The sequence below is a fragment of the Pseudomonas nitroreducens genome, assembly GCF_024170165.1.
GTDB classification, from domain to species: Bacteria; Pseudomonadota; Gammaproteobacteria; order Pseudomonadales; family Pseudomonadaceae; genus Pseudomonas; species Pseudomonas nitroreducens_C.
The window spans coordinates 198,544-222,323 of sequence record NZ_JALJXP010000012.1; the positions used below are offsets into that span (position 1 = coordinate 198,544).

The window sequence follows — 23,780 nt, forward strand, 5'->3', positions numbered from 1 at the left end:
GAAGGCATCAGCGGGTGTAGTAACCCACCGCCACCAGATAGTGACCGGCCTTGCGCAGGAAGGCGTGCTTGTTCTCCACCTTGCTGGTCACCGGGTTGCGCCACTGGTATTCGAACTCGGCCTCGCCCTTCGCCTTCACCAGCTCCAGCATGGCGTGGCCGATGGGGTTGCCACCCGGGTCCTTCAGCGAGTCGAAGTCGGTGCCGACCATGCGGGTGTTGAAGCCGTGGGCGACGAACTTCGAGCTGTCCAGGTCGACCACGAAGACATACAGGTCATCCTCAATGAAGGTCTTGTCCCGCGCATTGATCTTCTTGAAGGTGCCCTGCGGATCGGCTTCGACTGCCTTCACCGCCTTGTCCAGCATGGCCGCCGCCTGCTGCGCCGAAGCGCGCGGGATGTAGTAGCCCACCGCGAGGAAGCGCTCGCCGACGCGCTGGTAATAGACGTGCTTGCGTTCGACCTTGCCGTCCGCCCAGTTCTTCCAGCGGTAATCGGCCTGCTGCACCTTGCCGGTCTCCGGCGACTTCAGCGCCTTGGCGAACTGCGCCTGCAGCGAAGGATCGAGGGTGGAGGAAACGTCGCGGTCGATCAACACCACCGACGGCCCGCCGCTGGCGAGCATGGTGCCCTTGCTGTCCACCACGAACACATAGAGGTCGCCATCGACGAACTCGCCCTGGCGGCTGAACGCCGCGAAGGCCTTGTCGCCCTCCTGCTTGTAGGCGGCCACCGCCTTGGACAGCAGCGCCTTGGCGCGCTGGTCGTCAGAGCCTGAGGTGGCGCTCGACTGGGCGGCGAACAATGGGAAGGACGACAGGAAAGAAAGCAGCAACAGTGACTTCAACAGCGTCTTCATGCGCGAATACCCCCGTGGCATTGCTTGTAGTTGTGCTCAGAGCATAGCCAGCCAGGGGCGATTCGCGTCGGCATTCACTGCCGAAACAGCGGGCGATTCAGCCGAAGAATCGTTTTATCGAGCGCGAGAGCCAGCCGCCATGGCCCTGGTCACGGGTCAGCTCGTGCATGGTCGCCTTCACCGCGTCCACGTAATTGGCGTCGTCGTTGCGGATATGGTTGAACAGCCAGCGGCCGAGCAGGCCCTTGAGCTCCTCGGCGACGTCCTCGCCGGCCTCGAAGCGCGTGCGGTAATCGGAAACGCGCTTGATGAAGAGCTCATGGACCTTCTTGTGCGCGCGGGTGAACTGGTAACCGGAGTCTTCCAGCAGGGTCTCCTCGAAGGCGAAGTGCGAGATGGTGTAGTCGACCAGTTCCTCGATCACGCCGCCGAGCAGGGCCCGGTCGTGATGGGCCTGGGCCTCGTGCAGCTGGTTGATCATTTCGACGATGCGCTTGTGCTGTGCGTCGATCACTCCGATCCCGGTGTCGAGATCCGCCTGCCAGACCAGATAGGCCATCTTTCCCCTCCCCATGCCAGGCGACGACACTGCCTGCCGCTCGCGCCCGGCCACATCGGTACATCCCGCTGGCAGCGCGTCCAGATTAGGGAGGGCGACAAAACGCCGCCATGATGCCGGTCAACCCCAAAGCGCCGGAATCCGCGGTTTAGAGCGGTTCTTTCGGATTCGTCTGATGGCGTTTTGCCTGTTTACTTCACCGACGCCAGAATCAGTCTGTAAGAGCGAGCTTGCTCGCGAATCGCCCAAGGTCCGGTGTTGCCGGAAGCCTGTTCGCGAGCAAGCTCGCTCCTACCAAGAGCACCGGGCGCACAACGAAAAACGCCGCTTCCAGGGAAGCGGCGTTTTCCAGGGCCAGGCGCGACAGTCAGTCCTGCATGCCCACATGCCGCGGGTGATCGGCCACCCGCGCCAGCCAGGCATTGATCGCCGGGAAGTTCGACAGGTCGAAACCACCCTGGTGCGCCACATGAGTGTAGGCGTACAGGGTGATGTCGGCGATGGAATAGGTGTCGCCCACCAGATAAGGCGTCTGCTCCAGCTGCTTTTCCATCACCTTCAGCGCCTTGTAGCCGCCCTTGTGGCAGCGCGCGTATTCCTCGCGGCGCTCCTCGGGCAGGCCGAGGTAGAACTCGATGAAACGAGCCACCGCCACGTAGGGCTCATGGCTGTACTGCTCGAAGAACTGCCATTGCAGCACCTGGGTGCGCAGGCGCGGCTCGCTGGGCAGCAGGTCGCTGCCATCGGCGAGGAAATTGAGGATGGCGTTGGATTCCCACAGGCAGGTGCCGTCTTCGAGCCTGAGGACCGGCACCTTGCCGTTGGGGTTCATCGCCAGGAACTCGGCGGTCTGCGTCTCGCCCTTGAGGATGTTGATCTCGCGCCACTGGTAAGGCAGCCCGAGCAGGTGCAGGGCCAGCTTGACCTTGTAGCAGTTGCCGGACAATTGATCGCCGTAAACGGTGTACATGCTCATCTCCTCACTGGGCCTGGGCTTCACGGATCACCGCGGCCAGGCGACGAAGCCCTTCACCGGCGCGTTCGGGCGCCACGTGGCTGAAGTTAAGCCGCAAATAGCCGGGATTGGCATCCGGCTCGGTGAAGAAAGGCTCACCGGGCATGAAGGCCACGTTCTGCGCCAGCGCCGCGTCCAGCAGCGTGCGGGTGTCCAGCGGCTGCTTGAGGCGGAGCCAGAAGAACAGCCCGCCCTGGGGCACGTTCCACTCGGCCAGCTCGGCGAAATGCTGCTCAAGCTGCGCCTGCATGGCATCGCGGCGGATGCGGTAGAAATCACGCAGCTCGGCCAGATGCCCACGGTAAGCCTCGGTGCCGAACCACTGCAACGCCTGCCACTGGCCAACACGGTTGGTGTGCAGGTCGGCGGACTGTTTCAGCCGCAGCAGGTGCGGGAACAGGTCCGGCGTGGCGATCAGGAAGCCCACGCGCAGGCCAGGCAGCAGCGTCTTGGACACGGTGCCGGTGTAGATCCAGCTGGACCGCTTCAGGCGACTGACCAGCGGGGTCGCGGCACCTTCATCGAACACCAGCTCGCGGTAGGGTTCGTCCTCGATCAGGGTCACGCCGAACTCGTCGAGCACGGCGGCCACCTCATCGCGGCGCTGTTCGCTGTAGCGCACGCCGGACGGATTCTGGAAGGTCGGGATCAGGTAGGCGAAGGCCGGCTTGCTGGTCTGCAGGCGCTGGCGCAGCGCAGCGACGTCCGGGCCTTCGGCGCCCAGCGGCACGGTCAGGCAGTTCGCGCCGAACAGCTGGAAGGCCTGCAGCGCGGCAAGGTAGGTCGGCGCTTCGAGCAGCACTTCGGTGCCCGGATCGATGAACAGCTTGCTGGCCAGGTCGAGCGTCTGCTGCGAGCCGCTGACGATCAGCACCTGGCTCGCCCCGCAGGGCACGCCCAGCGCACGCGCTTCGGCCGCGATGGCCTCGCGCAGTGCCGGCTCCCCTTCGCTCATGCCGTACTGGCCCATGCTCGCCGGCATCGCATCCCAGTTCACCTTCGGCAGCATCGGCTCGGCGGGCAGGCCGCCGGCGAAGGACATCACCTCCGGGCGCTGCGCCGCGGCGAGGATTTCACGGATCAGAGAGCTTTTCAGTCGGGCGATGCGTTCGGAGAAGGCCATGGGAGTCACCGGTAGCGGGAGCACGGAAGAATGAGTCAAACTGCTTGACCGAAGCTACGACGCCCGAGACGGATACGTCAATATGCCTGACCTAATAAAAAATGCCCTGCAACTCCAGGCCATGGAAGCCTTCTTCTACAGCTACCGGGCCTTCACCGCGAAACCCGACGAGATGCTGGCACGCCGCGGCCTGAGCCGGGTGCACCACCGCATCCTGTTCTTCATCGCGCGCAATCCGGGACTGAGCGTCAGCCAGTTGCTGTCCGCCCTGGGCGTGACCAAGCAGGCACTGAACGTGCCGCTGCGCCAACTGCTGGAGCGCGATCTGCTCCGCAGCGAAGCCTGCGCCGACGACAAGCGCCGGCGCCTGCTGGAGCTGACGGCCGAAGGCGGCAAGCTGGAAAAGGCCCTGCGCCAGGAACAGGGACGCCTGCTGCAACGCGCCTTCGACGAGGCCGGAGAAGATGCCGTACGCGGCTGGCTGGCGGTCAATCAGGCCATCGCCTGGTCGCAGGAAGAGGACTAGCGGACAGCCGCTTCCAGCTCGCGGGCGGCGCGCAGGAACATCAGCGCCAGCGGCAGCAGGCTGGCCATCGCCAGCGCGGTGCCAGGCAGGAACAGCAGGACGCTGAGCAGACACACGCCGGAGGTGACCTCCAGCCAGCCCATGATCTTCACCGACGGGTAAGGCAGCTCGATCTTCAACAGGCGGATGCCGTACCACAGGGTGACGATACCGGTGGGCACGAACAGGCCCATGAAGCCCATCAGCGCGCCATTGAGCTCACCACTGAGCTGCTCGTCGAAGATCAGGCTGTAGACCTGCATCACCAGCGCCACGGCAATCGACAGCCCGACCGGCCAGGCCAGCCCGCGGGCGTTGAAGCGATCCTCGAGAAAGCTGCGGGCGCGCCAGAGCAGGAAGCAGCCGAGCAGCGTGCTGAGCACACCGCCCCAGAGTTCGTAGCGTTGCCAGGTGGTCGATTCATGCAGCGCGGCGGCGAACGACAGGGCGAAAAGCACCAGGTTGCACAGCAGCAGCGCCAGGCTCAGGCCGCCGAGCAGACGCAGATGGCCAGGGTTCCAGCGCCCGCCGAGAAAGGCGCCCGGAGCGCTCTGATCCACCAGCTCGACCTTGGGGGCGGCGTAGGGATTCTGTTCCATGGTGGCGATCTTCCATCAGTTGCACGGCATTCCCGCACCATACCGGCGCATCCCCGCCCATGCCACTGCCGCTCTCACTGTACGGGCCACTCGGGTGCTGGCTGTTATGGGACAGCCCGGAGCCTGCGGGATTAGGCTGGTCCTAATTGAGACTCTGCGTGGGGCGCCCCTCTCCCCCGCCCTCTCCCTGAAGGGAGAGGGAGCTGTCCGTGCCGGCTGACACTTTGGCTTCAACCTGCACCACACGGTCCCCTCTCCCTTCAGGGAGAGGGTTAGGGAGAGGGAACCCCCTGGCACAAGGCTCCACAAAAAGTAGCCCCAGAACAAGACCGGTACCCCGCCATGCCCCTCGAACTCCTCGGCGCCTTCGTGCTGTTCGCCTTCGTCACCTCCATCACCCCCGGCCCCAACAACATGATGCTGCTGGCCTCGGGCGTGAACTTCGGCGTACGCCGCACCATTCCGCACATGCTCGGCATTAGCATCGGCTTCCTGCTGCTGGTGGTCGCCGTGGGCCTGGGCCTGCACCAGCTGTTCGAGCGTTTCCCGGCCTCCTACACCGCGCTGCGCTATGCCGGTGGCGCCTACCTCCTGTATCTGGCCTGGAAGATCGCCCGCTCCGGCGCGCCCGAGGCGAAGGGCGAGCATAGCGCCAAGCCGATGACCTTCCTCCAGGCCGCCGCCTTCCAGTGGGTCAACCCCAAGGCCTGGGTGATGGCCGTGGGCGCCATCGCCACCTACCTGCCGGCCAACAGCTGGATCGGCAACGTGGTGCTGATCGCCACCCTGTTCGCCGTGGTCAACCTGCCCAGCGTGGGCGTCTGGACCGTACTCGGCAGCCTGCTGCGGCGCTGGCTGGAAGATCCGCTGCGGCTGCGCCTGTTCAACGTCGGCATGGCGGCACTGCTGGTCGCTTCGCTCTACCCTCTGTTCACCCGCACCTGATGGAAGTTCGTGCATGACTGACACCACACCCGCCTCCGCGCCACTGCGCCCGCTGGCAGACTCCTCCCCCGCCGCCATCGTCGCCGGGTTCGTCGCCATGCTCACCGGCTACACCAGCTCGCTGGTGCTGATGTTCCAGGCCGGCCAGGCAGCGGGCCTGACCACCGCGCAGATTTCCTCATGGATCTGGGCACTGTCCATCGGCATGGCCCTGACCACCATCGGCCTGACCCTGCGCTACCGCACGCCCATCGTCATCGCCTGGTCCACCCCCGGCGCCGCGCTGCTGATCAGCAGCCTGCCCGGCGTGCCCTACGGCGAAGCCATCGGTGCGTTCATCGTCTGCGCCGCGCTGATCACGATCTGCGGCGTCACCGGCAGCTTCGAGCGCCTGATGCGCCAGGTGCCCGGCTCGCTGGCCTCGGCGCTACTGGCCGGCGTGCTGTTCCGCATCTGCATCGAAATCTGCAACGCCGCGCAGCAGCAGACGGCACTGGTGGTGGCGATGTTCGTCAGCTACCTGGTCGCCAAGCGCCTGTCGCCGCGCTATGCAGTCTTCGCCGCGTTGCTGGTGGGCGTCGCCTTGGCCGGCTTCCTCGGCCTGCTCAACTTCAGCCACTTCCAGCTGGAAGTCGCCAGGCCGGTGTGGACCACGCCGAGCTTCTCCCTGGCCGCCACCATCAGCATCGGCATCCCGCTGTTCATCGTCGCCATGGCCTCGCAGAACATGCCCGGCCTCGCCGTGCTGCGCGCCGACGGCTACCAGGTGCCCGCCTCGCCGCTGATCTCCACTACCGGCATCGCCTCGCTGCTGCTGGCGCCGTTCGGCTCCCACGGCATCAACCTGGCGGCCATCAGCGCGGCCATCTGCACCGGCCCGGAAGCCCACGAGAATCCGCACAAGCGCTATACCGCCGCGCTCTGGTGCGGGCTGTTCTACGGCATCGCCGGCATCTTCGGCGCCACCCTGGCCGCGCTGTTCGCCGCGTTGCCCAAGGCGCTGGTGCTGTCCATCGCCGCGCTGGCCCTGCTCGGCTCGATTACCAACGGCCTGACCAACGCCATGGCCGACGCGCGCCAGCGCGAAGCGGCGATGGTCACCTTCCTGGTCACCGCCTCGGGCTTCACCCTGTTCTCCGTCGGTTCGGCCTTCTGGGGCCTGGTGGCCGGCCTGCTGACCCAGCTGGTGCTGAACTGGCGCCGCGCGCCGTAAAGACGCAACCCTTCTGCTAGCATGCGGGCGATTGCCCGAACCGGATCGCCCCGCATGCTGCACACCCTGGCCGTCGCCAACTACCGCTCGATCAACTCGCTGGTGCTGCCGCTGGGCCGGCTGAACCTGATCACCGGCGCCAACGGCAGCGGCAAATCCAACCTCTACCGCGCCCTGCGCCTGCTCGCCGAAACCGCCCAGGGCGGCGTGGTGAATGCCCTGGCGCGCGAGGGCGGGCTGGAATCCACCTTCTGGGCCGGGCCGGAAACCCATTCGCGGCGCATGCGCACGGGTGAAGTGGAAGTCCAGGGCGGCCCGCGCAACGAGGTCAAGCGCCTGCGCCTGGGCTTTGCCGGCGAGGACTTCGGCTACACCATCGCCCTCGGCCTGCCGCCACCGCCGGTGGTCAGCGCCTTCGGCCTGGACCCGGAGATCAAGCACGAAAGCATCTGGGCCGGCCCCTGGTACCGCCCCGCCTCGCAACTGGTGGAGCGCAACGGCCCGATGCTGCGCGCCCGCGAGGGCCGCAGCTGGCAGGTGCTGGAGCAGCACATTCCGACCTTCGACAGCCTGTTCACCCAGATCGGCAGCGGCTCGGATTGCCCCGAAGCCCTGCTGCTGCGCGAGCAGATTCGCGGCTGGCGCTTCTACGATCATTTCCGCACCGACGCCGACGCCGCGGCGCGGCAGCCGCAACTCGGCACTCGCACCCCAGTGCTGCACCACGACGGCCGCGACCTTGCCGCCGCCCTGCAGACCATCCGCGAAATCGGCGACGCCACCGCGCTGGAAACTGCGATAACCGACGCCTTCCCCGGCGCCGAACTACAGATCGACTGCCAGCCCGGCGGGCGCTTCGCCGTGGCGCTGAAGCAATACGGCCTGCTGCGCCCGCTGAGCGCGGCGGAACTCTCCGACGGCACCCTGCGCTACCTGTTGCTGGTCGCCGCCCTGCTCACCCCGCGCCCGCCGTCGCTGATGGTACTCAACGAACCGGAAACCAGCCTGCACCCGGACCTGCTGCCGGCGCTCGGGCGCCTGATCATCGCTGCCTCTAAGCACACCCAGGTCTGGGTCGTGTCCCACGCCAGCCGGCTGATTGCCACGCTGGAGGAACACCCCGAGTGCAACTGCCTGCACCTGGACAAGGAACTGGGCCAGACGCGCATCCGCGACCAGGGCATGTTCGATGCTCCGGCGTGGCATTGGCCGGATTGAGTCCGCGCCTTCAGGTCGATGCCGGAGTTGAAAGGGTCGCAGGAGCGGACTTCGTCCGCCAAGCACGTAGGGCGCATAACCCGGAACGGGTTATCCGCCGATGCCCTGGCGGTGGATAACGCTGACGCGTTATCCGCCCTACGACCTGCCAGGAGCGTGAGAAACCCGCCGGCAAGGCACGGCGCCAACCTGCAGGAGCGCGCCCCGCGCGCGATCGCGGGCATGGCCCGCTCCTACATGGGGCGCCGGACCTCTGTATTTCCTGATGAGGCTGGGTAGGTTTCGCGGGCAAAGAGCGCTGCCCTGTACGACAGAGGCCGGGGATTCGCAAGCAAGCTCGCTCCCGCAGGAGCCGGTGAGATGCCAGGGAGGAGGTAGGCGCCCCACCAGCCTCCACGGGAGCGAGCTTGCTTTCGAACCCGAGACTTCAGACCTTCAGGACGGCTGGCGAGGCGGCGGCCATGAGGCGTTGCTGCAGGCGCCAGAGGAAAGCCGTTTCATAGGCAACCTGATGGAAGCCTCGTCCCTGGTCCAGTCGCCCCATATGCAAGGCCATCCAGAGGTTGGATTTGTGCCGCTCGGCGAACCATTGCTCGACGCGGGCCACGCCGGCGTCAGCGGCCGGCTGGCAATCCATCGGCCACTCCAGTGCCAGCCCCGGCCAGCCATCGGCCTGCGGAATGTGGCAGATGTGGAATCTCGTGTTGCGCACCTTCTTGTCTCTCATTGAAAACTCCCTTTGCCGCGCTCGCGGGCGCGGACGTCGATCCATCTCCAAAGGGCCGCCAGGCTCCCAATACACCCGGCGGCCTGCTGCAAATCTCAGGTGCCCGGCAGGGTGGTGAGCACCGAGGGTTCAGCCAGTTCAATTAGTCGCTAGAAGGAATTCCAGAGGGGTGTTGCCGGTGGTGCGCGGGGGTAAAAGCGGGGTAGTGCATCGTTCAGTTCCTACGTAGTGATGGGAGGAACCCGACTCGCCCAACTTTCCACTGAAGGGTGGCGGGACCGTGCAAGGGTGGAAATACCGGCTACGTAGGACCCGGCCGGGCCGAAGCCCGCCTCGCACGATCCCGCCATAGACAGCACCTGACGGGCACAAAAAAGCGCCAGTCAAACCGCCATGGCGCTACCGCGCCTACGTAGCAAACACCGGGTTTCCACACCCAGGTCACGACAACCGTCGCGACCCGGAAACCTTACCGGCGGCCTTGCAGGCACAGCAATGCGGCATGCTACCGGTTCTTCCGACGCCGGTGCAGGACGCTTCCCGAGTACCTTGTCGCATTTGCGTAGGAAGATGGACCGATGCAGGAAAGGTCGCTGGCGCAACCCGTTCCCTAGCCGGCCGGTTAACGCAGAGATCACCTGCAGGAGCGCGCCATGCGCGCGATTGCGGGCATGGCCCGCTCCTGCAGGGAACATCCGGGCGTCAGGCGGGCGCCTGCTCCGGTGCGGTCTTGGCCACGCCACGGCTGACCCACCAGCCGAAGAGCCCGGCGGTGAAGAACATCAGCACGCCGTAAATGGCCGCCGGGATCGCCATGGTCTTGTTGTTCAGCAGCATCGGGCTGAGCGCCAGGGCGATGGCGAGGGTGCCATTGTGGATGCCGATTTCCATGCCAATGGCGATGGATTGCGGCTTGGACAGCTTGAGCAGGCGCGGAATCCAGTAGCCCAGGGCCAGGCTCAGCAGGTTGAAGCACAGCGCCGCCGCGCCAACGATGGGTGCATAGGCGAGGAAGGTCTGCCAGTCCTTGGTCACCGCCACGCCGATGATCACCGCCAGCAGCAGCGCGGAGAGGATCTTCACCGGCTTCTGCAGCACCGCTGCCACGCTCGGCAGCAGGCGCCGCACGATCATGCCGATGGCCACGGGACCGAGGACGATGATGAACACCTGCACCACCTTGGCGAACTGCAGCGGGATGGTCTGGCCGTCGTTCATGAAGTACAGCAGCGACAGATTCACGATCAGCGGCATGGTGAGGATGGCGATCACCGAGTTCACCGCGGTCAGCGTGATATTCAGCGCCACGTCGCCGTGGGCCAGGTGGCTGTAGAGGTTCGCGGTGGTGCCGCCGGGCGATGCAGCGAGCAGCATCATGCCCACGGCCAGCGCCGCTTCGAGGGCGAAGCCCAGGGTGATGAGGAAGCACGCCAGGGGCAGCAGGATGATCTGGCAGACCAGGCCGATGAGCACGGGCTTGGGGTAGCGCACCACGCGGGCGAAGTCGGCGATGGTCAGGGACAGGCCGAGGCCCAGCATGATGATGCCCAGGGCGATGGGCATGAACAGCGTCAGCAAGGGATCGTTGGTCATTGTCATTATTCTCCAACTGGTGTGGGCCGATTCTTTCGGCCTCTTGGGCGCTTGTAACTGGCCTTGCAGGCCAATACCCCATCTTCCTGTAACAAAATGCGAAAGTTTGTAGCGATCAGGGAGGGATCACACGGCTAGCGGGCTTTTCGTAGGAGCGAGCTTGCTCGCGAACCGCCCAGCGCCGAAGCGTCCGGGAAATTCGTTCGCGAGCAAGCTCGCTCCTACAGGTGTGACGTGGCAGCGTTGGTGCAGGGGCTAGCCCCCTGCACCAACGCTGCCCTAAGACGATCAGATCGCCGTGGCCCCGCCATCCACCGGCAGGGCGATGCCGGTTGTGAAGCCGGCGTGGTCGCTGCACAGATAGAGCACCGCGGAGGCGATTTCCTCGACGCGGCCGACGCGGCCCACCGGATGCATGGCGGCGGCGAACTCGGCCTTCTTCGGGTCGGCCTCGTAGGCGCGGCGGAACATGTCGGTGTCGATCACCGCCGGGCACACCGCATTGACGCGGATTTTCTTCTTCGCGTACTCGATGGCGGCGGACTTGGTCAGGCCGATCACCGCGTGCTTGGAGGCGGCGTAGATGCTCATCTTCGGTGCGGCGCCCAGACCTGCGACCGAGGCGGTGTTGACGATGGCGCCGCCGCCCTGCTCCAGCATCACCGGAATCTGGTGCTTCATGCACAGCCAGACGCCCTTGACGTTGACGCCCATGATGGCGTCGAACTCGCTTTCCTCGCCGTCCGCCAGCTTGCCCTTCTCGATCTCGATGCCGGCGTTGTTGAAGGCGTAGTCCAGGCGGCCGTAGGCGGCCACGGTGCCTTCGACCAGCGCCTTGACCTCGGCGTCGCGGGTCACGTCGCAACGGATGAAGGTCGCCTCGCCACCCGCCGCGCGGATCAGCTCGACGGTGCCTTCGCCGCCCTTGGCGTCGACGTCGGATACCACGACCTTCACACCCTGCTGGGCGAAGGCCTGGGCAGTGGCGCGGCCGATGCCGTTGGCGGCGCCGGTGACCAGGGCGACCTGGCCGGAAAGCAGCTGACTCATGAGCGTTCCTCGAAAGCGTTGCGAAGCGAATGGGGATAACCGTCGCAGTCTAGCCAGCGCGTTGCGGGCGCGAAGCACTATCAGGCGGGACAACGTCGTTGCATCCATGCCGATGATGATTCAGCCAAATCCGGATCACTGGAACCGATGGACGAACATTCCCCCGGCGGACGAAACTTGCCCCAACGCCGCGCGCGGACTATCACCTAGGCTTTCCCCCTGACTGAGTCCACTGCCATGTCCGCCCAGATCAACCGTCAGTTCCAGCTCGCCCAGCGCCCGGTCGGCGCCGCCACCCGCGACACCTTCGCCTACGTGGAAACCCCGGTCGGCGAGCCCGGCCCCGGTCAGATCCTGGTGAAGAACCAGTACCTGTCGCTGGACCCGGCCATGCGCGGCTGGATGAACGACGCCAAGTCCTACATCGCCCCGGTGGCCATCGGCGACGTGATGCGCGCCCTGGGCGTGGGCAAGGTGATCGCCTCGCAGCACCCGGACTTCAAGGTCGGCGACGAAGTGAACGGCGCCCTCGGCGTGCAGGACTACTTCCTCGGCGAGCCCAAGGGCTTCTACAAGGTCGACAGCCAGCGCGCGCCGCTGCCGCTGTACCTGTCCGCGCTGGGCATGACCGGCATGACGGCCTATTTCGGCTTCCTCGACGTCGGTCTGCCCCAGGCCGGTGACACCGTGGTGGTCTCCGGCGCTGCCGGCGCGGTGGGCAGCGTGGTCGGGCAGATCGCCAAGATCAAGGGTTGCCGCGTGGTCGGCATCGCCGGTGGCGCCGACAAGTGCCGCTACCTGATCGACGAACTGGGCTTCGACGGTGCCATCGACTACAAGGCCGAGGACGTCAACGCCGGCCTCAAGCGCGAGTGCCCCAAGGGCGTGAACGTGTTCTTCGACAACGTCGGCGGCGACATCCTCGACGCCGTGCTGGCCCGCCTGGCGCCTAAGGCGCGGGTGGTGATCTGCGGCGCAATCAGCCAGTACAACAACAAGGAAGCCGTACGCGGCCCGGCCAATTATCTGTCGCTGCTGGTCAACCGCGCGCGCATGGAAGGCATGGTGGTGATGGACTACGCCCACCGCTTCCAGGAAGGCTTCAAGGACATGGCGAGCTGGATCGCCGAGGGCAAGCTGAAGTCGAAGGAAGACATCGTCGAGGGCCTGGAAACCTTCCCCGAGACCCTGGCCAAGCTGTTCAGCGGCGAGAACTTCGGCAAGCTGGTGCTCAAGGTCTGACCGCACCGTCGCAGGTGCCCCGTTCGGTGCACACGCCGGCCCTCTCCCCGCCCTCTCCCTGAAGGGAGAGGCGCTCTTGATCTTGTAGGAGCGAGCTTGCTCGCGAACCCGCCCCGCACCGGCATTGCCGAAGGGAATGTTCGCGAGCAAGCTCGCTCCTACAGACAAGCCCTCACCGCCTGCACGCTTTCCGCGCTCTATCTCGATGATATCCGACAAGCTCTGTTGAGCCTTTCCAGCTAGGATTTCCCCTGGTCGACTCCAAGGAAGATCCCCCCGAATGTCCTTCGCCCGTTGGCTGCCCGGTCTGGACAGCCTGCTGCACTACCGTTTCGACTGGCTGCCGCGTGATGTGCAGGCTGGCTTGTCGGTGGCCGCGGTGCAGATTCCCACCGCCATCGCCTATTCGCAGATCATCGGCTTCCCGCCGCAGGTAGGGCTGTACGCCTGCATCCTGCCAATGCTGATCTACGCCATCGTCGGCAGCTCGCGGCAGCTGATGGTCGGCCCGGACGCCGCCACCGCCGCCATGGTCGCGGCGGCCATCACGCCGCTGGCGGCGGGCAACCCGGAGCGCCTGCTGCAGCTGTCGATGATAGTCGCGGTCATGGTCGGAGCGCTGTCCATCGCCGCCGGCTTCGCCCGCGCCGGCTTCGTCGCCAGCTTCCTCTCGCGGCCCACGCTGGTGGGCTACCTGAACGGCATCGGCCTGAGCCTGATCGCCGGGCAACTGGGCAAGATTCTCGGCTACCACAGCGAGACCAGTGGCTTCGTCCGCGGCTTGATAGCCCTGGTGCGCAACCTCGCCGACACGCACCTGCCGACCCTGGCGCTGGGCATCGGCACCCTGGCGCTGATGATCCTGCTGCCACGCCGCTACCCGAAGATTCCCGGCGCCCTGGTGGGTGTGCTGTTCGCCTCGCTGATCGCCGCCCTGTTCGGCCTGGACCAGTACGGCATCAAGCTGCTCGGCGAAGTACCCCAGGGCCTGCCACAGCTGAGCTGGCCGAAGACCAGCGTCGAGGAGCTGGGCAGCCTGTTCCGCGATGCCATGGGCATCACCATCGTCAGCTTCTGCAGCGCCATGCTCACTGCACGCAGCTTCGCCGCCCGCCACGGCTACGCCATCGATGCCAACCACGAGTTCATGGCGCTGGGCATGGCCAACATCGGCGCGGGGATTTCCCAGGGCTTCGTCATCAGCGGCGCCGACTCGCGCACCGCGGTGAACGACATGGTCGGCGGCAAGAGCCAGCTGGTCGGGGTGGTCGCCGCGCTGGTGATCGGCCTGGTCCTGCTGCTGTTCAGCAAGCCGCTGGGCTGGGTACCGATGCCGGCGCTGGGCGCGGTGCTGCTGATGGCCGGCTGGGGGCTGATCGACTTCCGCGCGCTGCGCGGTTTCTGGGCGCTGAGCCGGTTCGAGTTCGGCTTGTGCGTGCTGACCACGGCCGGCGTGCTCAGCGTCGGCGTGCTGCCGGGCATCTTCGTCGCGATCATGCTCGCCCTGCTGCGTCTGCTTTATCTCACCTATCGCCCGCACGACGCGGTGATGGGCTGGGTGCATGGCATCGATGGCCAGGTGGAGCTGGAGCAATACCCCAATGCTCGCACCCTGCCGGGGCTGGTGATCTACCGGTTCGACGCGCCGATCCTGTTCTTCAACGCCGACTACTTCAAACAGCGTCTGCTGGAAGTAGTGGCCGAAGCACCGAACGCGCGCGCGGTGCTGCTCAATGCCGAGGGCATCCTCAACCTGGACATCAGCGGCCTGACGTCGCTGCGCGAAGCGCAACAGACCCTCGATGCACAAGGCGTGCACCTGTCCCTGGCGCGGGTGACCGGCGAGACGCTGGCGATGCTCAAGCGCTCCGGCGCTCTGGGCGAGGTGAAGCCGCCGCTGGTATTCAGCTCGGTACGCGCGGGCGTCAACGCCTACCGGCGTGTCCACCAGCAGCGCAAGCGCGAACAGGCCGCCGCCGAGCAGGTGGCGTCGGCATCACAGACGGAACTGCCCGACCAGCCCCTGTAGCTCACGGCTGAGCTGCGCCAGCTCGACGCTGGAAGACGCGGTGGATTCCATGGCCTGCGCCGATTCGTCGGCGATGCCACGGATGCTGCTGACGCTGCGACTGATCTCCTCGGCCACCGCGCTCTGCTGCTCGGAAGCGGCGGCGATCTGCTGGTTCATCTGGTGGATCACCGCCACCGCCGCGGCGATGGTGCCCAGCGCGGCCTCGGTCTGCACCGCGTCGCCCACGGTCATTTCCACCAGCGCATGACTGCGCTGCATGCGCTGCACCGACGTATTCGCACCATTCTGCAGGGCGGCGATCAGCGTCTCGATCTCGGCGGTGGATTGCTGGGTGCGCCGCGCCAGCGCCCGCACCTCATCGGCCACCACGGCAAAGCCCCTGCCCTGCTCGCCGGCCCGCGCCGCCTCGATGGCGGCGTTCAGCGCCAGCAGGTTGGTCTGCTCGGCGACGTTCTTGATCACGTCCAGCACGCTGCCGATGCTCTGGCTCTCGCGGCCGAGCTGTTCGATGCTCTGGGTGGCTGCGCGCACGGCGTCGGCCAGTTGTTCGATGCGACCGAGGGTCTGGCGTACCACGTCCTGCCCGCTGGCGACCTTGCCGTCGGCCTGTTCGGCGGAGCTGGCGGCCTCCTCGGCATTGCGCGCCACGTCGTGGACGGTGGCGGCCATCTGGTTCATCGCCGTGGCAACCTGGTCGGTCTCGGCTTTCTGGCTGTTCACCCCGTGCTGGGTGCGCTCGGTGACGCTGGACAGCGCCTGCGCCGAGGCAGTGATCTGCCCCACGCCGTCGCTGAGGCGGCTGACGATGCCGCGCAGGCTGTCGGCCATGCTGCCGACCGCGCCCATCAGTTGGCCGACCTCATCCTTGCGCCGCACCTCGATGCTCACGCTGAGGTCGCCTTCGGCAATGCGCCGAGCCATGCCGATCACCTGGCGCAGCGGTCGCACGATCATCCAGGTGATCAGCAGCGAGGCCAGTGCGCCAACCAGCAGCGCCAGCGCCGCGGAAGCGACGATCATCAGCGTGTTGGTGCGCAATTGGCTCTGCATGGCCGCGCGCTGGGCAGCATAGGCATCGTCGACCTGTTGCATGACCAGCGCCGCGCGGTCATTCATCTGCGCGTGGACCTGCTTTTCCTGCTCCAGGCTGGCGGTGTACTCGTCGAGCTTCTCGACAAAGGCGTTGATGTTGGTGATGACGTCCTTGAGCACCGAAACGTAGGTCGGATCGGTGATCGCCTGCTGCAGCTTGGCGGACAGCTCCAGCGCCTCGGCGGCGGACTTGATGCGACCTCCCTGGGCCTTCTCGCCGTCGGTTTCACCCTCGCCGCCGGCCTCCATGCGTGAGCGCGCCTCGTTCAGGCCCTGCAGCACCAGGCGGTAGAGCTGGCTGACCTGGGCGGCCTGCTGCAGCAGTTCCTCGCCCTTCTGGCCCTGGGAGTCCTTGAGTTCGTAGGCTCCGTCATCGGCGAGGCTGGATTGCAGGATGTCCAGGCTGTTGGATGCGCCGCTCACCGACCAGGTGGCGGCGTCCAGCGACAGACGCCGGCTCTTGCTGGATTTCTCGAAGCTGGCGAAGGCGGCCAGGTAGTCGGCAACGCCCTGCTCCACGCGGGCCATGGCTGCGGCCTGTTCCGGCCGGGCCTTGAGTCGCGCCACCGCCTCGCCGAGGTTGCCGGCGTGTTCGCGCAGGCGCTTGGCGGAGGTATCGCTGGCGTCGATCACGAAGTCCTTCTCGCTCTGGCGCATCTCCAGCAACTCGCGGTTGATGGTCGACATATCGCCGAGCAGGTCGAAGCGCTGGGAAATCGCCCGTAGCGAGGTCACGCCGATCACCGCCACCAGAGCGGTCAGCAACAGCACCAGGCCGAATCCGATGGCCAGTTTCTTCGCCGTTCCCATATCGGCCAGACGACGCTGCACGAAGGCAACCATGGCTTCTCCCCCCATCCGCAAAAGGCGCCGCAGGAAATCCCGAAGGTCTCCTGATCGTTATCGTTGCTTTTGCCCGGAACATTAGGAGCGCCGCACACCGACTGGATAGAGGGCGCGGCGGTGATGGCACGGTGATGCTGCAGAGAGATACGTGGAGGTCGTATCCAGAACACTGAAAAGAACCTTCCAGGCAGGTATTCAGAAATTGCTGACAGCGAGCCGACAGCCTGACCGTTCAGATTCCGACCCCTGTCCTTCTTCTCCAGGTGCTCGGATGAACGCCTATTACCAACTGATGCTGCAGCGCCCGCTGGCGGGATTCGCCCAGGAACTCCTGCTGCCGGAGCTGTACCGCGAACAGCGCCGCCTCGATCCGCTGCTGCTGGCTCGCGGGCAATTGCCGATCCGCCGTTTCGTGTGCCCGCAGGTTGGCGGAGAGGTCGAGCGTGAATGGCCGGACGGCTGGTTCGATGCGCAGGCCGGCTGGTGCCTGGTGCACGATATCGTCAGCCTGATTCACGGCAGCACGCTGGGCTTTACCCGCCGTGACGCACTGCTCGCGGAACTCTTCGCCCTCGGCGAACGGCTGGACGTCGCGCGCATGGGCGACATCCACTGGCAGCTCGGGCTGGAACTGGAATTCGCCTGACGCCGCTGCGCCAGGCGCGGCGTCCTACTTCGGACGAATCATGCTGAAGGTGTCGCGGGTGTAGCTGTACTGGGTGCCGCCCAGGCGCCCGACCAGATCCAGCTTCGCCGGATCGACGTGGCGCTCGTCCAGCATCACCGACTCGTCGATGTGCGCCAGCAGCACGCGGGCGAAGATCAGCATGCTGGAGGGATTTTCCGCCGGGTACGGCAGGATTTCCGCCAACTGGCATTCGAAGGCCACCGGCGCGCCGACCACGCGGGGCGGCGCCACGCGTTCGCTGGGCACCGTGGCAATGCCGGCGTGCTCGATCTCGCTGACGCCGTGGGGCAGCCAGGCGGCGGTGGCGTTCATGTTCTCGGCCTGAGCGGCGCTGACCAGGTGGATCACCAGCTCGCCGGTCTCGCGCACGTTGCGCAGGGTGTCCTTGACGCTGCCGTCCTCGCGCACGCTGGTGTTGACCAGCAGGGTCGGCGGCGAATCGCTGATGACCTGGAAGAAGCTGAACGGCGCCAGGTTGCTCTGGCCGTCCGCGGACAAGGTGCTGACCCAGGCGATCGGCCGCGGCGTGACGGTGGAGGCCAGCCAGCGGTAGGCCTCGGCCTTGGACAGTTGGGTTAAGTCGAGTTGCATGAGCTGATCCTGGCAGAACGGCGGGCGATGCGGTGGGAAAGGCACGGGCCGCTTCACGCGGCCCGGCGATACGCGGCTCAGCGGCCGGCGCGGGATTCCTTGATGTAGAAGCGCGCGCGGCTGGCCTTGTCGGCGCAACCGTCGTAGGCCTCGACCTGCTGCTGGGTCTTGGCGGCGGTCAGCAGACCGACGGCCTTGGAGTAGCTGACGGTGCCGGCGAAACCTTCGGCCTTGGCCAGGTCCAGTTCGTGCCAGGCGGTGTTCAGCTCGTTGGCGCAGCTGTCACGGTTGACGGTCTTGCCCGAGCAGCCGGCGACGGCGAGCAGCAGGGCGATGATCAGGGGAATGCGCGGCATGACGAAACTCCTGGAAGTATTCGGGGGTGAATCCAGCTTAGAACGCGGCGCAGAGGCCTGCCGGACGGCGCCGCAGTATGCCATCGGACGGATGGCATTCAAGCGGCTACTACACTGTTTGCCCACGGGGTATCCCGACAAGGAGAAGGATCATGGTGCACCAGGGCAGCTGCCATTGCGGGCAGATCGCGTTCGAAGTGGAAGGGGATGTCGGTGAAGTCGTGTCATGCAACTGCTCGATCTGCCGGCGCAAGGGCTCGCTCCTGTGGTTCGTGCCGCGCGGCAAGCTGAAGCTGACGACTCCTGAGAGTGCGATGAGCACCTATACGTTCAACACCCATCGCATCGAACACCGTTTCTGCCCCACCTGCGGCTGTGCGCCGCTGGCCTATGGCGCCATGCCGGACGGCACGCCGATGGCGGCGATCAATGTGCGCTGCCTGCCGGGCGTGGACCTGGCGGGGCTGACGGTGAAGGAGTACGACGGCAAGAGCGTGTGAGACGGCCCGCCCCATCCAGCACGAGCAACCGCCTGTAGGAGCGAACTTGCTCGCGAACCGCACCCTGCCAGCCGCACCGGCAAACGCCTGAGTAGGATGGCGTGGAGCGAAGCGATACCCATCGCTCTCATGCACCGACAGCAGCATGGGTATCGCAAGCTCCACCCATCCTACGTTGGTGCTCCGTCGTGATGCCGGTGCGGGCCGGTATGGCCCGCACCTGTAGGGGAACGCCGGGATCAGCGCTCGGCGCGGAAACGCAGGTACTCGACCACTTCGTCCTGGGTGCCGCGGAACTCCACGCGTTCGCCCTTGCTCTCGCGCTGGAAGGCATACATCGGGTCGTAATACTCGCCGAGCAAACCTTCGATCCAGCCCCGGTGCAGGTCCACCGCGCCGCTGCGCTTCTGCTCTTCCAGGGCTTCATCCATGATCGCAGCGAGGCGCTGGTAACGCTCGCCGCCCAGGCGCTTGACGATGCCCGACAAGCTCTTGCGCAAGTACGCGGCGAAGGAGTCGAAACCGCCCTCCTCGCCGACCACCTGCACGTGGTCGGCGCACAGGTCGACCACATAGTCCTTGAGGATGCGCTCCACGCGCTGCTCGAAGCTGTCTTCCAGCCATACCAGCGGGTAGTGCTGCATGCCCTGGTACAGCTCCAGCGGCACCGAGCAGCTGCCGACGATGCGGCCTTCGTCCTCCAGCACGAACTGCTCCATGCCGGCGTGGCGCTTTTTCAGGATGTCGATGGCCAGGCGGTTTTCGAAATCGATCTGAGCAGGCTGCGGCGTGGCGCGGCGGCCGAAGGCGGAGCCGCGATGGTTGGCGTGGCCTTCCAGGTCCAGGCTGTTGGCCAACTGGGCGATGACTTCGGTCTTGCCGGTGCCGGTCAGGCCGCCCACCAGCATGAACTGGCATTCCTCAACGGCGGCGCGGGTGGTGTCGAAGAGGAAACCGCGCATCGCCTTGTAGCCGCCGACCACCCGCGGGTACTCGATGCCGGCCTCGGTCTTCAGCCATTGCTGGGTGATCTGCGAACGCAATCCGCCACGGAAGCAGTACAGGTAGCCCTCGGGGTTGGCCCTGGCGAAGTTCGCCCAGGCTTCGATGCGCTCGGCCTTGAGCTTGCCCATGACCAGCTCGTGGCCCAGGGCAATGGCCGCCTGCTGGCCGTTCTGCTTGTAGCAGGTGCCGACCTTCTGCCGCTCGATGTCATTCATCAGCGGCAGGTTGATCACGTTGGGGAACGCGCCCTTGTCGAATTCGACCGGGGCGCGCACGTCCATCATCTTCACATCGCCGAGGAACAGCTCGCGGTAGTGGCGGGTGTTGTCGCGCATCACATCACCTCGACCGCGTGACGCTGTCGGCCGACCAGTTCGCCGATGGGCGCCAGGTCCATGCCCAGCTCCTTCGCCGTGGCGAGGAACTGCGCCTCGCCGTCCGGCTCCACCGCCACCAGCAGGCCGCCGCTGGTCTGCGGGTCGCACAGCAGCAGCTTGTGCAGCTCGGGCAGCGGCGCGATGCGCTCGCCGTAACTGTCGAAGTTGCGCAGGGTGCCGCCGGGCACGCAACCGGCTTCCAGGTAGTACTCGACGCTGGCCAATCGCGGCACGGCGTCATAGCTCACGCGCGCGGTCAGGCCGCTGCCGTCGGCCATTTCCACCAGGTGGCCGAGCAGACCGAAACCGGTGACGTCGGTCATCGCCTTCACGCCCTCGAGCTTGCCGAAGCGCGCGCCGGGCTTGTTCAGGGTGCACATCCAGTCGCGGGCGAGGCCCACGTCCTCGGCGCGCAGCTTGGCCTTCTTCTCGGCGGTGGTGAGGATGCCGATGCCCAGCGGCTTGGTCAGGTACAGCTTGCAGCCGGCAGTAGCGGTGTCGTTACGCTTCATGAAGCGCTTCTCCACCAGCCCGGTGACGGCCAGGCCGAAGATCGGCTCGGGAGCGTCGATGGAGTGCCCTCCGGCCAGCGGAATGCCGGCTTCGTCGCAGACCTTGCGGCCACCGGCGATCACTTCGCGGGCGATTTCCGGCGCCAGCACGTTCACCGGCCAACCGAGGATGGCGATGGCCATCAGCGGGTCGCCGCCCATGGCGTAGATGTCGCTGATGGCGTTGGTGGCGGCAATGCGGCCGAAGTCGAAGGGATCGTCGACGATCGGCATGAAGAAATCGGTGGTGGACACCACGCCGCGCTCGGCGTCGATTTCGTAGACGGCGGCGTCATCGCGCGAGGCGTTGCCGACCCACAGCCTGGGGTCGAGGTTCTGCGCGCCGCTGCCCGCGAGGATGACCTCCAGGACCTTGGGGGAAATCTTGCAGCCACAGCCGGCACCATGGCTGTACTGGGTCAGGCGGATCGGTTCGCTCATCGGGAGGCTCCGGGCAGGGAAATCAAACGGCGATTCTAGCAAAGCCCGGCTTGGCGCGGCCGCTGCCCCGGGCGTATCGTCGCAGGGTTCGTAACTCGGAGTTGCCCCATGTCAAAACAGATCGCGCTGGTACTCGGTTCCGGCGGCGCGCGCGGTTATGCGCATATCGGAGTGATCGAGGAGATCGAACGGCGCGGCTATGAGGTGGTGTGCATCGCCGGCTGCTCGATGGGCGCGGTGATCGGCGGCATCTACGCCGCCGGAAAACTCGGCGAATACCGCGACTGGGTGGAAAGCCTGGACTACCTCGACGTGCTACGCCTGCTCGACGTCAGCTTCCGCCTCGGCGCCATCCGTGGTGAGCGGGTCTTCGGCAAGATCCACGAAATGCTCGGCGAGATCGACATCGAGCAGCTGCCGATCCCCTACACGGCAGTGGCCACCGACCTCACCAACCAGCAGGAAATCTGGTTCCAGGAAGGCTGCCTGCACCAGGCCATGCGCGCCTCGGCGGCGATCCCCAGCCTGTTCACTCCGGTCATGCAGGGCACCCGCATGCTGGTGGACGGCGGCCTGCTGAACCCGCTGCCGATCGTGCCGGTGGTGTCGACCCATGCCGACCTGATTGTCGCGGTCAACCTCAACGCCACCAACCAGCGCCAGTATTCGCTGCCGGTGATCGAGCGCCCCGCGGCACTCAAGGGCCGTTTCGACTCGGTGATTTCCGGGCTGTCGAACAAGCTCAGCTTCTTCCGCCGCGGCGACGTCGAACCGCCACCCGAACTGATCGCCGACGCCCTGCTGCACCCGGTGCCGGCCGCCTCCGAAGAGCCCGCCGAGCCGGAAATGCAGCAACCCGCCGCCGCCCCGCAGGCCAAGGGCTCGCCGCGCTCGGCCACCGGCAGCCATGTGATCGACAGCAGCAGCCCGGCCTCGCTGCTGGAGCTGGTGAACCAGAGCTTCGAGGTGATGCAGACATCGCTCGCGCAGTACAAGATCGCCGGCTACCCGCCGGACATCCTGATCAACGTGCCCAAGCGGGTCTGCCGCTTCTTCGAGTTCTACAAGGCCCCCGAACTCATCGCCCTCGGCCGGCAGATCGCCAGCGATACGCTGGATCGGTATGAGGCGGAGAATCCTTACTGATCGGGCTGGTGCTCTTCCGACAAGAGCGATGAATCGCGGGCAGGTTTCGACTTTGGGCGGTTCGCGAGCAAGCTCGCTCCTACGAAGAGCCTGCGCATTGATCCGGCTTTGGCTTTGGCTCTTGAAGACTTCCAGAGAAATATCCGCGCACTCCGAAGGGCCCCGTTCAGGAGGCCTCGTTGAAGCGCAGTTTCAGGGGTTGAGCGACATGGATGTCGCGAGAGCGGCGATGGGCCAGGGATGGCCCTTCGACGCGTGCCCCTGAAACTGCGATTCAACGAGGGAATTTTTCGCCCCAAGCGAAAAACCGGATGTCCGGGGCAAGACCTTTGCCTACTTTGGGGCGTTTGCCAAAGTAGGTCGCCCGAGGGGGCGAAACACGAAGCCCGCGCGTACGCCGAAGCGGCGCATGAACACCCAGCCCGAGGCGAGGGCATCGCGGACAAAGTCCGCTCCTACGAGATCAAAAGCCCCTCACCCTGACCCTCTCCCGCAAGCGGGAGAGGGGACCGTTCGGCACAAGGCGAAACGATGGCGTCAGCCCCCCGACCGTCCCGCCAAACAGGGCCTGCAGCCAGGATCGAGCAGATAAGGCGCCCTGGCCAACTATCCCAGAAACAGGTTTGTAGGGCGCATAACGCGCCAGCGTTATCCGCCGCGGTGGCATCGGCGGATAACCCGTCCCGGGTTATGCGCCCTACTCGTAACGAACTGGCACCGTGCGTTCAGCCCTCGCGCAAGCGATAACCGACGCCTGCCTCGGTCACGATAAACCGCGGCGTCGCCGGATCATCCGCGAGCTTCTGCCGCAGGTGCCCCACCACCACCCGCAGGTAATGCGTGTCCTCGGTATGCGTCGGCCCCCAGATATCCTTCAGCAATTGCTGCTGGGTCACTACCCGGCCCACATGGCGCGCCAGGGTCGAGAGCACCGCGTACTCCTTGCGCGTCAGCGAGACCTCCTCGCCATCCAGCAGCACCCGCCGATAGGAGAAATCCACACTCAGCGGCCCCACCACAACCACCGCCTCCTGCGTCTCGCCACTGGCCCCCTGGCGCAGCAGCACACGGATGCGCGCGAGGAATTCCTGGATGCCGAAGGGTTTGGTCACGTAGTCGTTGGCACCGCTGTCCAGCGCCAGCACCTTCTCGCTTTCGCTGGCGCGCACCGAGAGCACCAGCACCGGCACCTGCGACCACTCGCGCAGTTCGCGCAGCACGTCCTGGCCGTCCTTGTCCGGCAGGCCGAGGTCGAGCACCACCAGGTCCGGGCGGCCCAGCGCGGCCTGGGCCAGGCCCTCTTCGCCGGTGCCGGCTTCGAGCACCTTGTAACCGCCGGCGCTGAGGCTGATACGGAGGAACTTGCGGATCTGCGGTTCGTCGTCGACGACCAGGATGGTGGCGGCGCTGGCGTTCATCGGCAGTCCGGACTGGCTGGGGGCGTCCA

General features: G+C 66.1%; 23 protein-coding genes. 9 read left to right on the forward strand and 14 right to left on the reverse strand.

Annotated features, from left to right (window positions below; translation table 11 throughout):
* Positions 1-7 precede the first annotated feature (7 nt).
* The 4 genes from J2T47_RS22745 to J2T47_RS22760 form a co-directional block, all read right to left on the reverse strand.
* Positions 8-859, reverse strand: coding sequence for a cache domain-containing protein (locus tag J2T47_RS22745; protein ID WP_253451898.1), 852 nt, complete (start codon positions 857-859; stop codon positions 8-10).
* A gap of 97 nt (positions 860-956) precedes the next feature.
* Complete coding sequence (locus J2T47_RS22750) at positions 957-1,418, reverse strand: bacteriohemerythrin (protein WP_253451900.1); 462 nt, start codon at positions 1,416-1,418, stop codon at positions 957-959.
* Positions 1,419-1,785: 367 nt separating this feature from the next.
* Positions 1,786-2,388, reverse strand: a complete 603-nt coding sequence (locus J2T47_RS22755) for a glutathione S-transferase family protein (RefSeq protein WP_253451902.1) — start codon at positions 2,386-2,388, stop codon at positions 1,786-1,788.
* 10 nt (positions 2,389-2,398) lie between these two features.
* Positions 2,399-3,556, reverse strand: a complete 1,158-nt coding sequence (locus J2T47_RS22760) for a PLP-dependent aminotransferase family protein (protein WP_253451905.1) — start codon at positions 3,554-3,556, stop codon at positions 2,399-2,401.
* 82 nt (positions 3,557-3,638) lie between these two features.
* Here J2T47_RS22760 and J2T47_RS22765 point away from each other — a divergent pair, with 82 nt between their 5' ends.
* Positions 3,639-4,082, forward strand: coding sequence for a MarR family winged helix-turn-helix transcriptional regulator (locus J2T47_RS22765; protein WP_253451908.1), 444 nt, complete (start codon positions 3,639-3,641; stop codon positions 4,080-4,082).
* Here the strand turns inward: J2T47_RS22765 and J2T47_RS22770 are convergent.
* Complete coding sequence (locus J2T47_RS22770; RefSeq protein WP_253451911.1) at positions 4,079-4,720, reverse strand: hypothetical protein; 642 nt, start codon at positions 4,718-4,720, stop codon at positions 4,079-4,081. The genes J2T47_RS22765 and J2T47_RS22770 overlap by 4 nt on opposite strands.
* Before the next feature lie 342 nt (positions 4,721-5,062).
* Here J2T47_RS22770 and J2T47_RS22775 point away from each other — a divergent pair, with 342 nt between their 5' ends.
* The 3 genes from J2T47_RS22775 to J2T47_RS22785 are packed head-to-tail and all read left to right on the forward strand — an operon-like array spanning position 5,063 to position 8,096.
* A complete protein-coding gene (locus tag J2T47_RS22775) occupies positions 5,063-5,665 on the forward strand; it encodes a LysE family translocator (RefSeq protein ID WP_253451914.1) in 603 nt (200 codons plus the stop codon).
* Between the two features lie 13 nt (positions 5,666-5,678).
* Complete coding sequence (locus J2T47_RS22780) at positions 5,679-6,878, forward strand: benzoate/H(+) symporter BenE family transporter (RefSeq protein ID WP_253451917.1); 1,200 nt, start codon at positions 5,679-5,681, stop codon at positions 6,876-6,878.
* Between the two features lie 54 nt (positions 6,879-6,932).
* Positions 6,933-8,096, forward strand: a complete 1,164-nt coding sequence (locus tag J2T47_RS22785; RefSeq protein WP_253451920.1) for an AAA family ATPase — start codon at positions 6,933-6,935, stop codon at positions 8,094-8,096.
* 427 nt (positions 8,097-8,523) lie between these two features.
* Here J2T47_RS22785 and J2T47_RS22790 read toward each other — a convergent pair whose 3' ends face one another.
* The 3 genes from J2T47_RS22790 to J2T47_RS22800 all read right to left on the reverse strand — a co-directional run bounded on the left by J2T47_RS22790 (position 8,524) and on the right by J2T47_RS22800 (position 11,466).
* Entirely contained in the window at positions 8,524-8,823 is a 300-nt protein-coding gene (locus J2T47_RS22790) for a LasR-specific antiactivator QslA (protein WP_253451922.1), read from the reverse strand.
* Between the two features lie 702 nt (positions 8,824-9,525).
* Positions 9,526-10,416 (reverse strand): bile acid:sodium symporter family protein, encoded by an 891-nt coding sequence (locus J2T47_RS22795; RefSeq protein ID WP_253451925.1) that lies wholly within the window; start codon positions 10,414-10,416, stop codon positions 9,526-9,528.
* Positions 10,417-10,704: 288 nt separating this feature from the next.
* Positions 10,705-11,466 (reverse strand): SDR family oxidoreductase, encoded by a 762-nt coding sequence (locus J2T47_RS22800; protein ID WP_081520647.1) that lies wholly within the window; start codon positions 11,464-11,466, stop codon positions 10,705-10,707.
* Between the two features lie 237 nt (positions 11,467-11,703).
* Between J2T47_RS22800 and J2T47_RS22805 the strand changes: the two genes are divergently transcribed.
* Together J2T47_RS22805 and J2T47_RS22810 are read left to right on the forward strand one after the other, a co-directional pair.
* Positions 11,704-12,708 carry an NADP-dependent oxidoreductase gene (locus J2T47_RS22805; RefSeq protein ID WP_253451928.1) on the forward strand — a complete coding sequence of 335 codons (1,005 nt, stop codon included), beginning with the start codon at positions 11,704-11,706 and terminating at the stop codon, positions 12,706-12,708.
* Between the two features lie 280 nt (positions 12,709-12,988).
* Positions 12,989-14,737, forward strand: a complete 1,749-nt coding sequence (locus J2T47_RS22810; RefSeq protein ID WP_253451931.1) for a SulP family inorganic anion transporter — start codon at positions 12,989-12,991, stop codon at positions 14,735-14,737.
* Here the strand turns inward: J2T47_RS22810 and J2T47_RS22815 are convergent.
* Positions 14,705-16,675, reverse strand: coding sequence for a methyl-accepting chemotaxis protein (locus J2T47_RS22815; RefSeq protein ID WP_253451934.1), 1,971 nt, complete (start codon positions 16,673-16,675; stop codon positions 14,705-14,707). The genes J2T47_RS22810 and J2T47_RS22815 overlap by 33 nt on opposite strands.
* A gap of 274 nt (positions 16,676-16,949) precedes the next feature.
* On the opposite strand from J2T47_RS22815, the gene J2T47_RS22820 reads away from it, so the two are divergent.
* The gene (locus J2T47_RS22820; protein ID WP_253451937.1) at positions 16,950-17,324 is read left to right on the forward strand and encodes a hypothetical protein; all 375 of its coding nucleotides are present in this window, start codon (positions 16,950-16,952) and stop codon (positions 17,322-17,324) included.
* Positions 17,325-17,348: 24 nt separating this feature from the next.
* On the opposite strand, the gene J2T47_RS22825 is transcribed toward J2T47_RS22820, so the two are convergent.
* Together J2T47_RS22825 and J2T47_RS22830 are read right to left on the reverse strand one after the other, a co-directional pair.
* The gene (locus J2T47_RS22825) at positions 17,349-17,957 is read right to left on the reverse strand and encodes a flavin reductase family protein (RefSeq protein WP_253451940.1); all 609 of its coding nucleotides are present in this window, start codon (positions 17,955-17,957) and stop codon (positions 17,349-17,351) included.
* A gap of 77 nt (positions 17,958-18,034) precedes the next feature.
* A complete protein-coding gene (locus J2T47_RS22830; protein WP_253451943.1) occupies positions 18,035-18,313 on the reverse strand; it encodes a hypothetical protein in 279 nt (92 codons plus the stop codon).
* A gap of 152 nt (positions 18,314-18,465) precedes the next feature.
* On the opposite strand from J2T47_RS22830, the gene J2T47_RS22835 reads away from it, so the two are divergent.
* Positions 18,466-18,813, forward strand: a complete 348-nt coding sequence (locus J2T47_RS22835) for a GFA family protein (protein WP_081520654.1) — start codon at positions 18,466-18,468, stop codon at positions 18,811-18,813.
* A 239-nt stretch (positions 18,814-19,052) separates the two neighbouring features.
* On the opposite strand, the gene mnmH is transcribed toward J2T47_RS22835, so the two are convergent.
* Together mnmH and selD are read right to left on the reverse strand one after the other, a co-directional pair.
* On the reverse strand, positions 19,053-20,153 hold the full coding sequence (gene mnmH, locus J2T47_RS22840) for a tRNA 2-selenouridine(34) synthase MnmH (RefSeq protein WP_253451946.1): 1,101 nt from the start codon (positions 20,151-20,153) through the stop codon (positions 19,053-19,055).
* On the reverse strand, positions 20,153-21,187 hold the full coding sequence (selD, locus tag J2T47_RS22845) for a selenide, water dikinase SelD (RefSeq protein WP_253451949.1): 1,035 nt from the start codon (positions 21,185-21,187) through the stop codon (positions 20,153-20,155). The genes mnmH and selD overlap by 1 nt, the downstream gene beginning before the upstream one ends.
* 108 nt (positions 21,188-21,295) lie before the next feature.
* Between selD and J2T47_RS22850 the strand changes: the two genes are divergently transcribed.
* Positions 21,296-22,333 carry a patatin-like phospholipase family protein gene (locus J2T47_RS22850; protein ID WP_253451952.1) on the forward strand — a complete coding sequence of 346 codons (1,038 nt, stop codon included), beginning with the start codon at positions 21,296-21,298 and terminating at the stop codon, positions 22,331-22,333.
* A gap of 725 nt (positions 22,334-23,058) precedes the next feature.
* Here the strand turns inward: J2T47_RS22850 and J2T47_RS22855 are convergent.
* Entirely contained in the window at positions 23,059-23,751 is a 693-nt protein-coding gene (locus J2T47_RS22855) for a response regulator (RefSeq protein ID WP_253452036.1), read from the reverse strand.
* Positions 23,752-23,780: the final 29 nt, after the last annotated feature.

Bases quoted from the DNA above. Each gene is read 5' to 3' on its own strand.
- J2T47_RS22830 (WP_253451943.1), bottom strand. From the start codon at position 18,313: ATGCCGCGCATTCCCCTGATCATCGCCCTGCTGCTCGCCGTCGCCGGC.
- J2T47_RS22855 (WP_253452036.1), bottom strand. From the start codon at position 23,751: ATGAACGCCAGCGCCGCCACCATCCTGGTCGTCGACGACGAACCGCAG.
- J2T47_RS22760 (WP_253451905.1), bottom strand. From the start codon at position 3,556: ATGGCCTTCTCCGAACGCATCGCCCGACTGAAAAGCTCTCTGATCCGT.
- mnmH (WP_253451946.1), bottom strand. From the start codon at position 20,153: ATGCGCGACAACACCCGCCACTACCGCGAGCTGTTCCTCGGCGATGTG.
- J2T47_RS22810 (WP_253451931.1), top strand. From the start codon at position 12,989: ATGTCCTTCGCCCGTTGGCTGCCCGGTCTGGACAGCCTGCTGCACTAC.
- J2T47_RS22775 (WP_253451914.1), top strand. From the start codon at position 5,063: ATGCCCCTCGAACTCCTCGGCGCCTTCGTGCTGTTCGCCTTCGTCACC.
- J2T47_RS22750 (WP_253451900.1), bottom strand. From the start codon at position 1,418: ATGGCCTATCTGGTCTGGCAGGCGGATCTCGACACCGGGATCGGAGTG.
- J2T47_RS22790 (WP_253451922.1), bottom strand. From the start codon at position 8,823: ATGAGAGACAAGAAGGTGCGCAACACGAGATTCCACATCTGCCACATT.
- J2T47_RS22780 (WP_253451917.1), top strand. From the start codon at position 5,679: ATGACTGACACCACACCCGCCTCCGCGCCACTGCGCCCGCTGGCAGAC.
- J2T47_RS22805 (WP_253451928.1), top strand. From the start codon at position 11,704: ATGTCCGCCCAGATCAACCGTCAGTTCCAGCTCGCCCAGCGCCCGGTC.
- J2T47_RS22785 (WP_253451920.1), top strand. From the start codon at position 6,933: ATGCTGCACACCCTGGCCGTCGCCAACTACCGCTCGATCAACTCGCTG.
- J2T47_RS22820 (WP_253451937.1), top strand. From the start codon at position 16,950: ATGAACGCCTATTACCAACTGATGCTGCAGCGCCCGCTGGCGGGATTC.
- J2T47_RS22745 (WP_253451898.1), bottom strand. From the start codon at position 859: ATGAAGACGCTGTTGAAGTCACTGTTGCTGCTTTCTTTCCTGTCGTCC.
- J2T47_RS22815 (WP_253451934.1), bottom strand. From the start codon at position 16,675: ATGGTTGCCTTCGTGCAGCGTCGTCTGGCCGATATGGGAACGGCGAAG.
- J2T47_RS22825 (WP_253451940.1), bottom strand. From the start codon at position 17,957: ATGCAACTCGACTTAACCCAACTGTCCAAGGCCGAGGCCTACCGCTGG.
- J2T47_RS22765 (WP_253451908.1), top strand. From the start codon at position 3,639: ATGCCTGACCTAATAAAAAATGCCCTGCAACTCCAGGCCATGGAAGCC.
- J2T47_RS22770 (WP_253451911.1), bottom strand. From the start codon at position 4,720: ATGGAACAGAATCCCTACGCCGCCCCCAAGGTCGAGCTGGTGGATCAG.
- J2T47_RS22800 (WP_081520647.1), bottom strand. From the start codon at position 11,466: ATGAGTCAGCTGCTTTCCGGCCAGGTCGCCCTGGTCACCGGCGCCGCC.
- J2T47_RS22835 (WP_081520654.1), top strand. From the start codon at position 18,466: ATGGTGCACCAGGGCAGCTGCCATTGCGGGCAGATCGCGTTCGAAGTG.
- J2T47_RS22755 (WP_253451902.1), bottom strand. From the start codon at position 2,388: ATGTACACCGTTTACGGCGATCAATTGTCCGGCAACTGCTACAAGGTC.
- selD (WP_253451949.1), bottom strand. From the start codon at position 21,187: ATGAGCGAACCGATCCGCCTGACCCAGTACAGCCATGGTGCCGGCTGT.
- J2T47_RS22795 (WP_253451925.1), bottom strand. From the start codon at position 10,416: ATGACCAACGATCCCTTGCTGACGCTGTTCATGCCCATCGCCCTGGGC.
- J2T47_RS22850 (WP_253451952.1), top strand. From the start codon at position 21,296: ATGTCAAAACAGATCGCGCTGGTACTCGGTTCCGGCGGCGCGCGCGGT.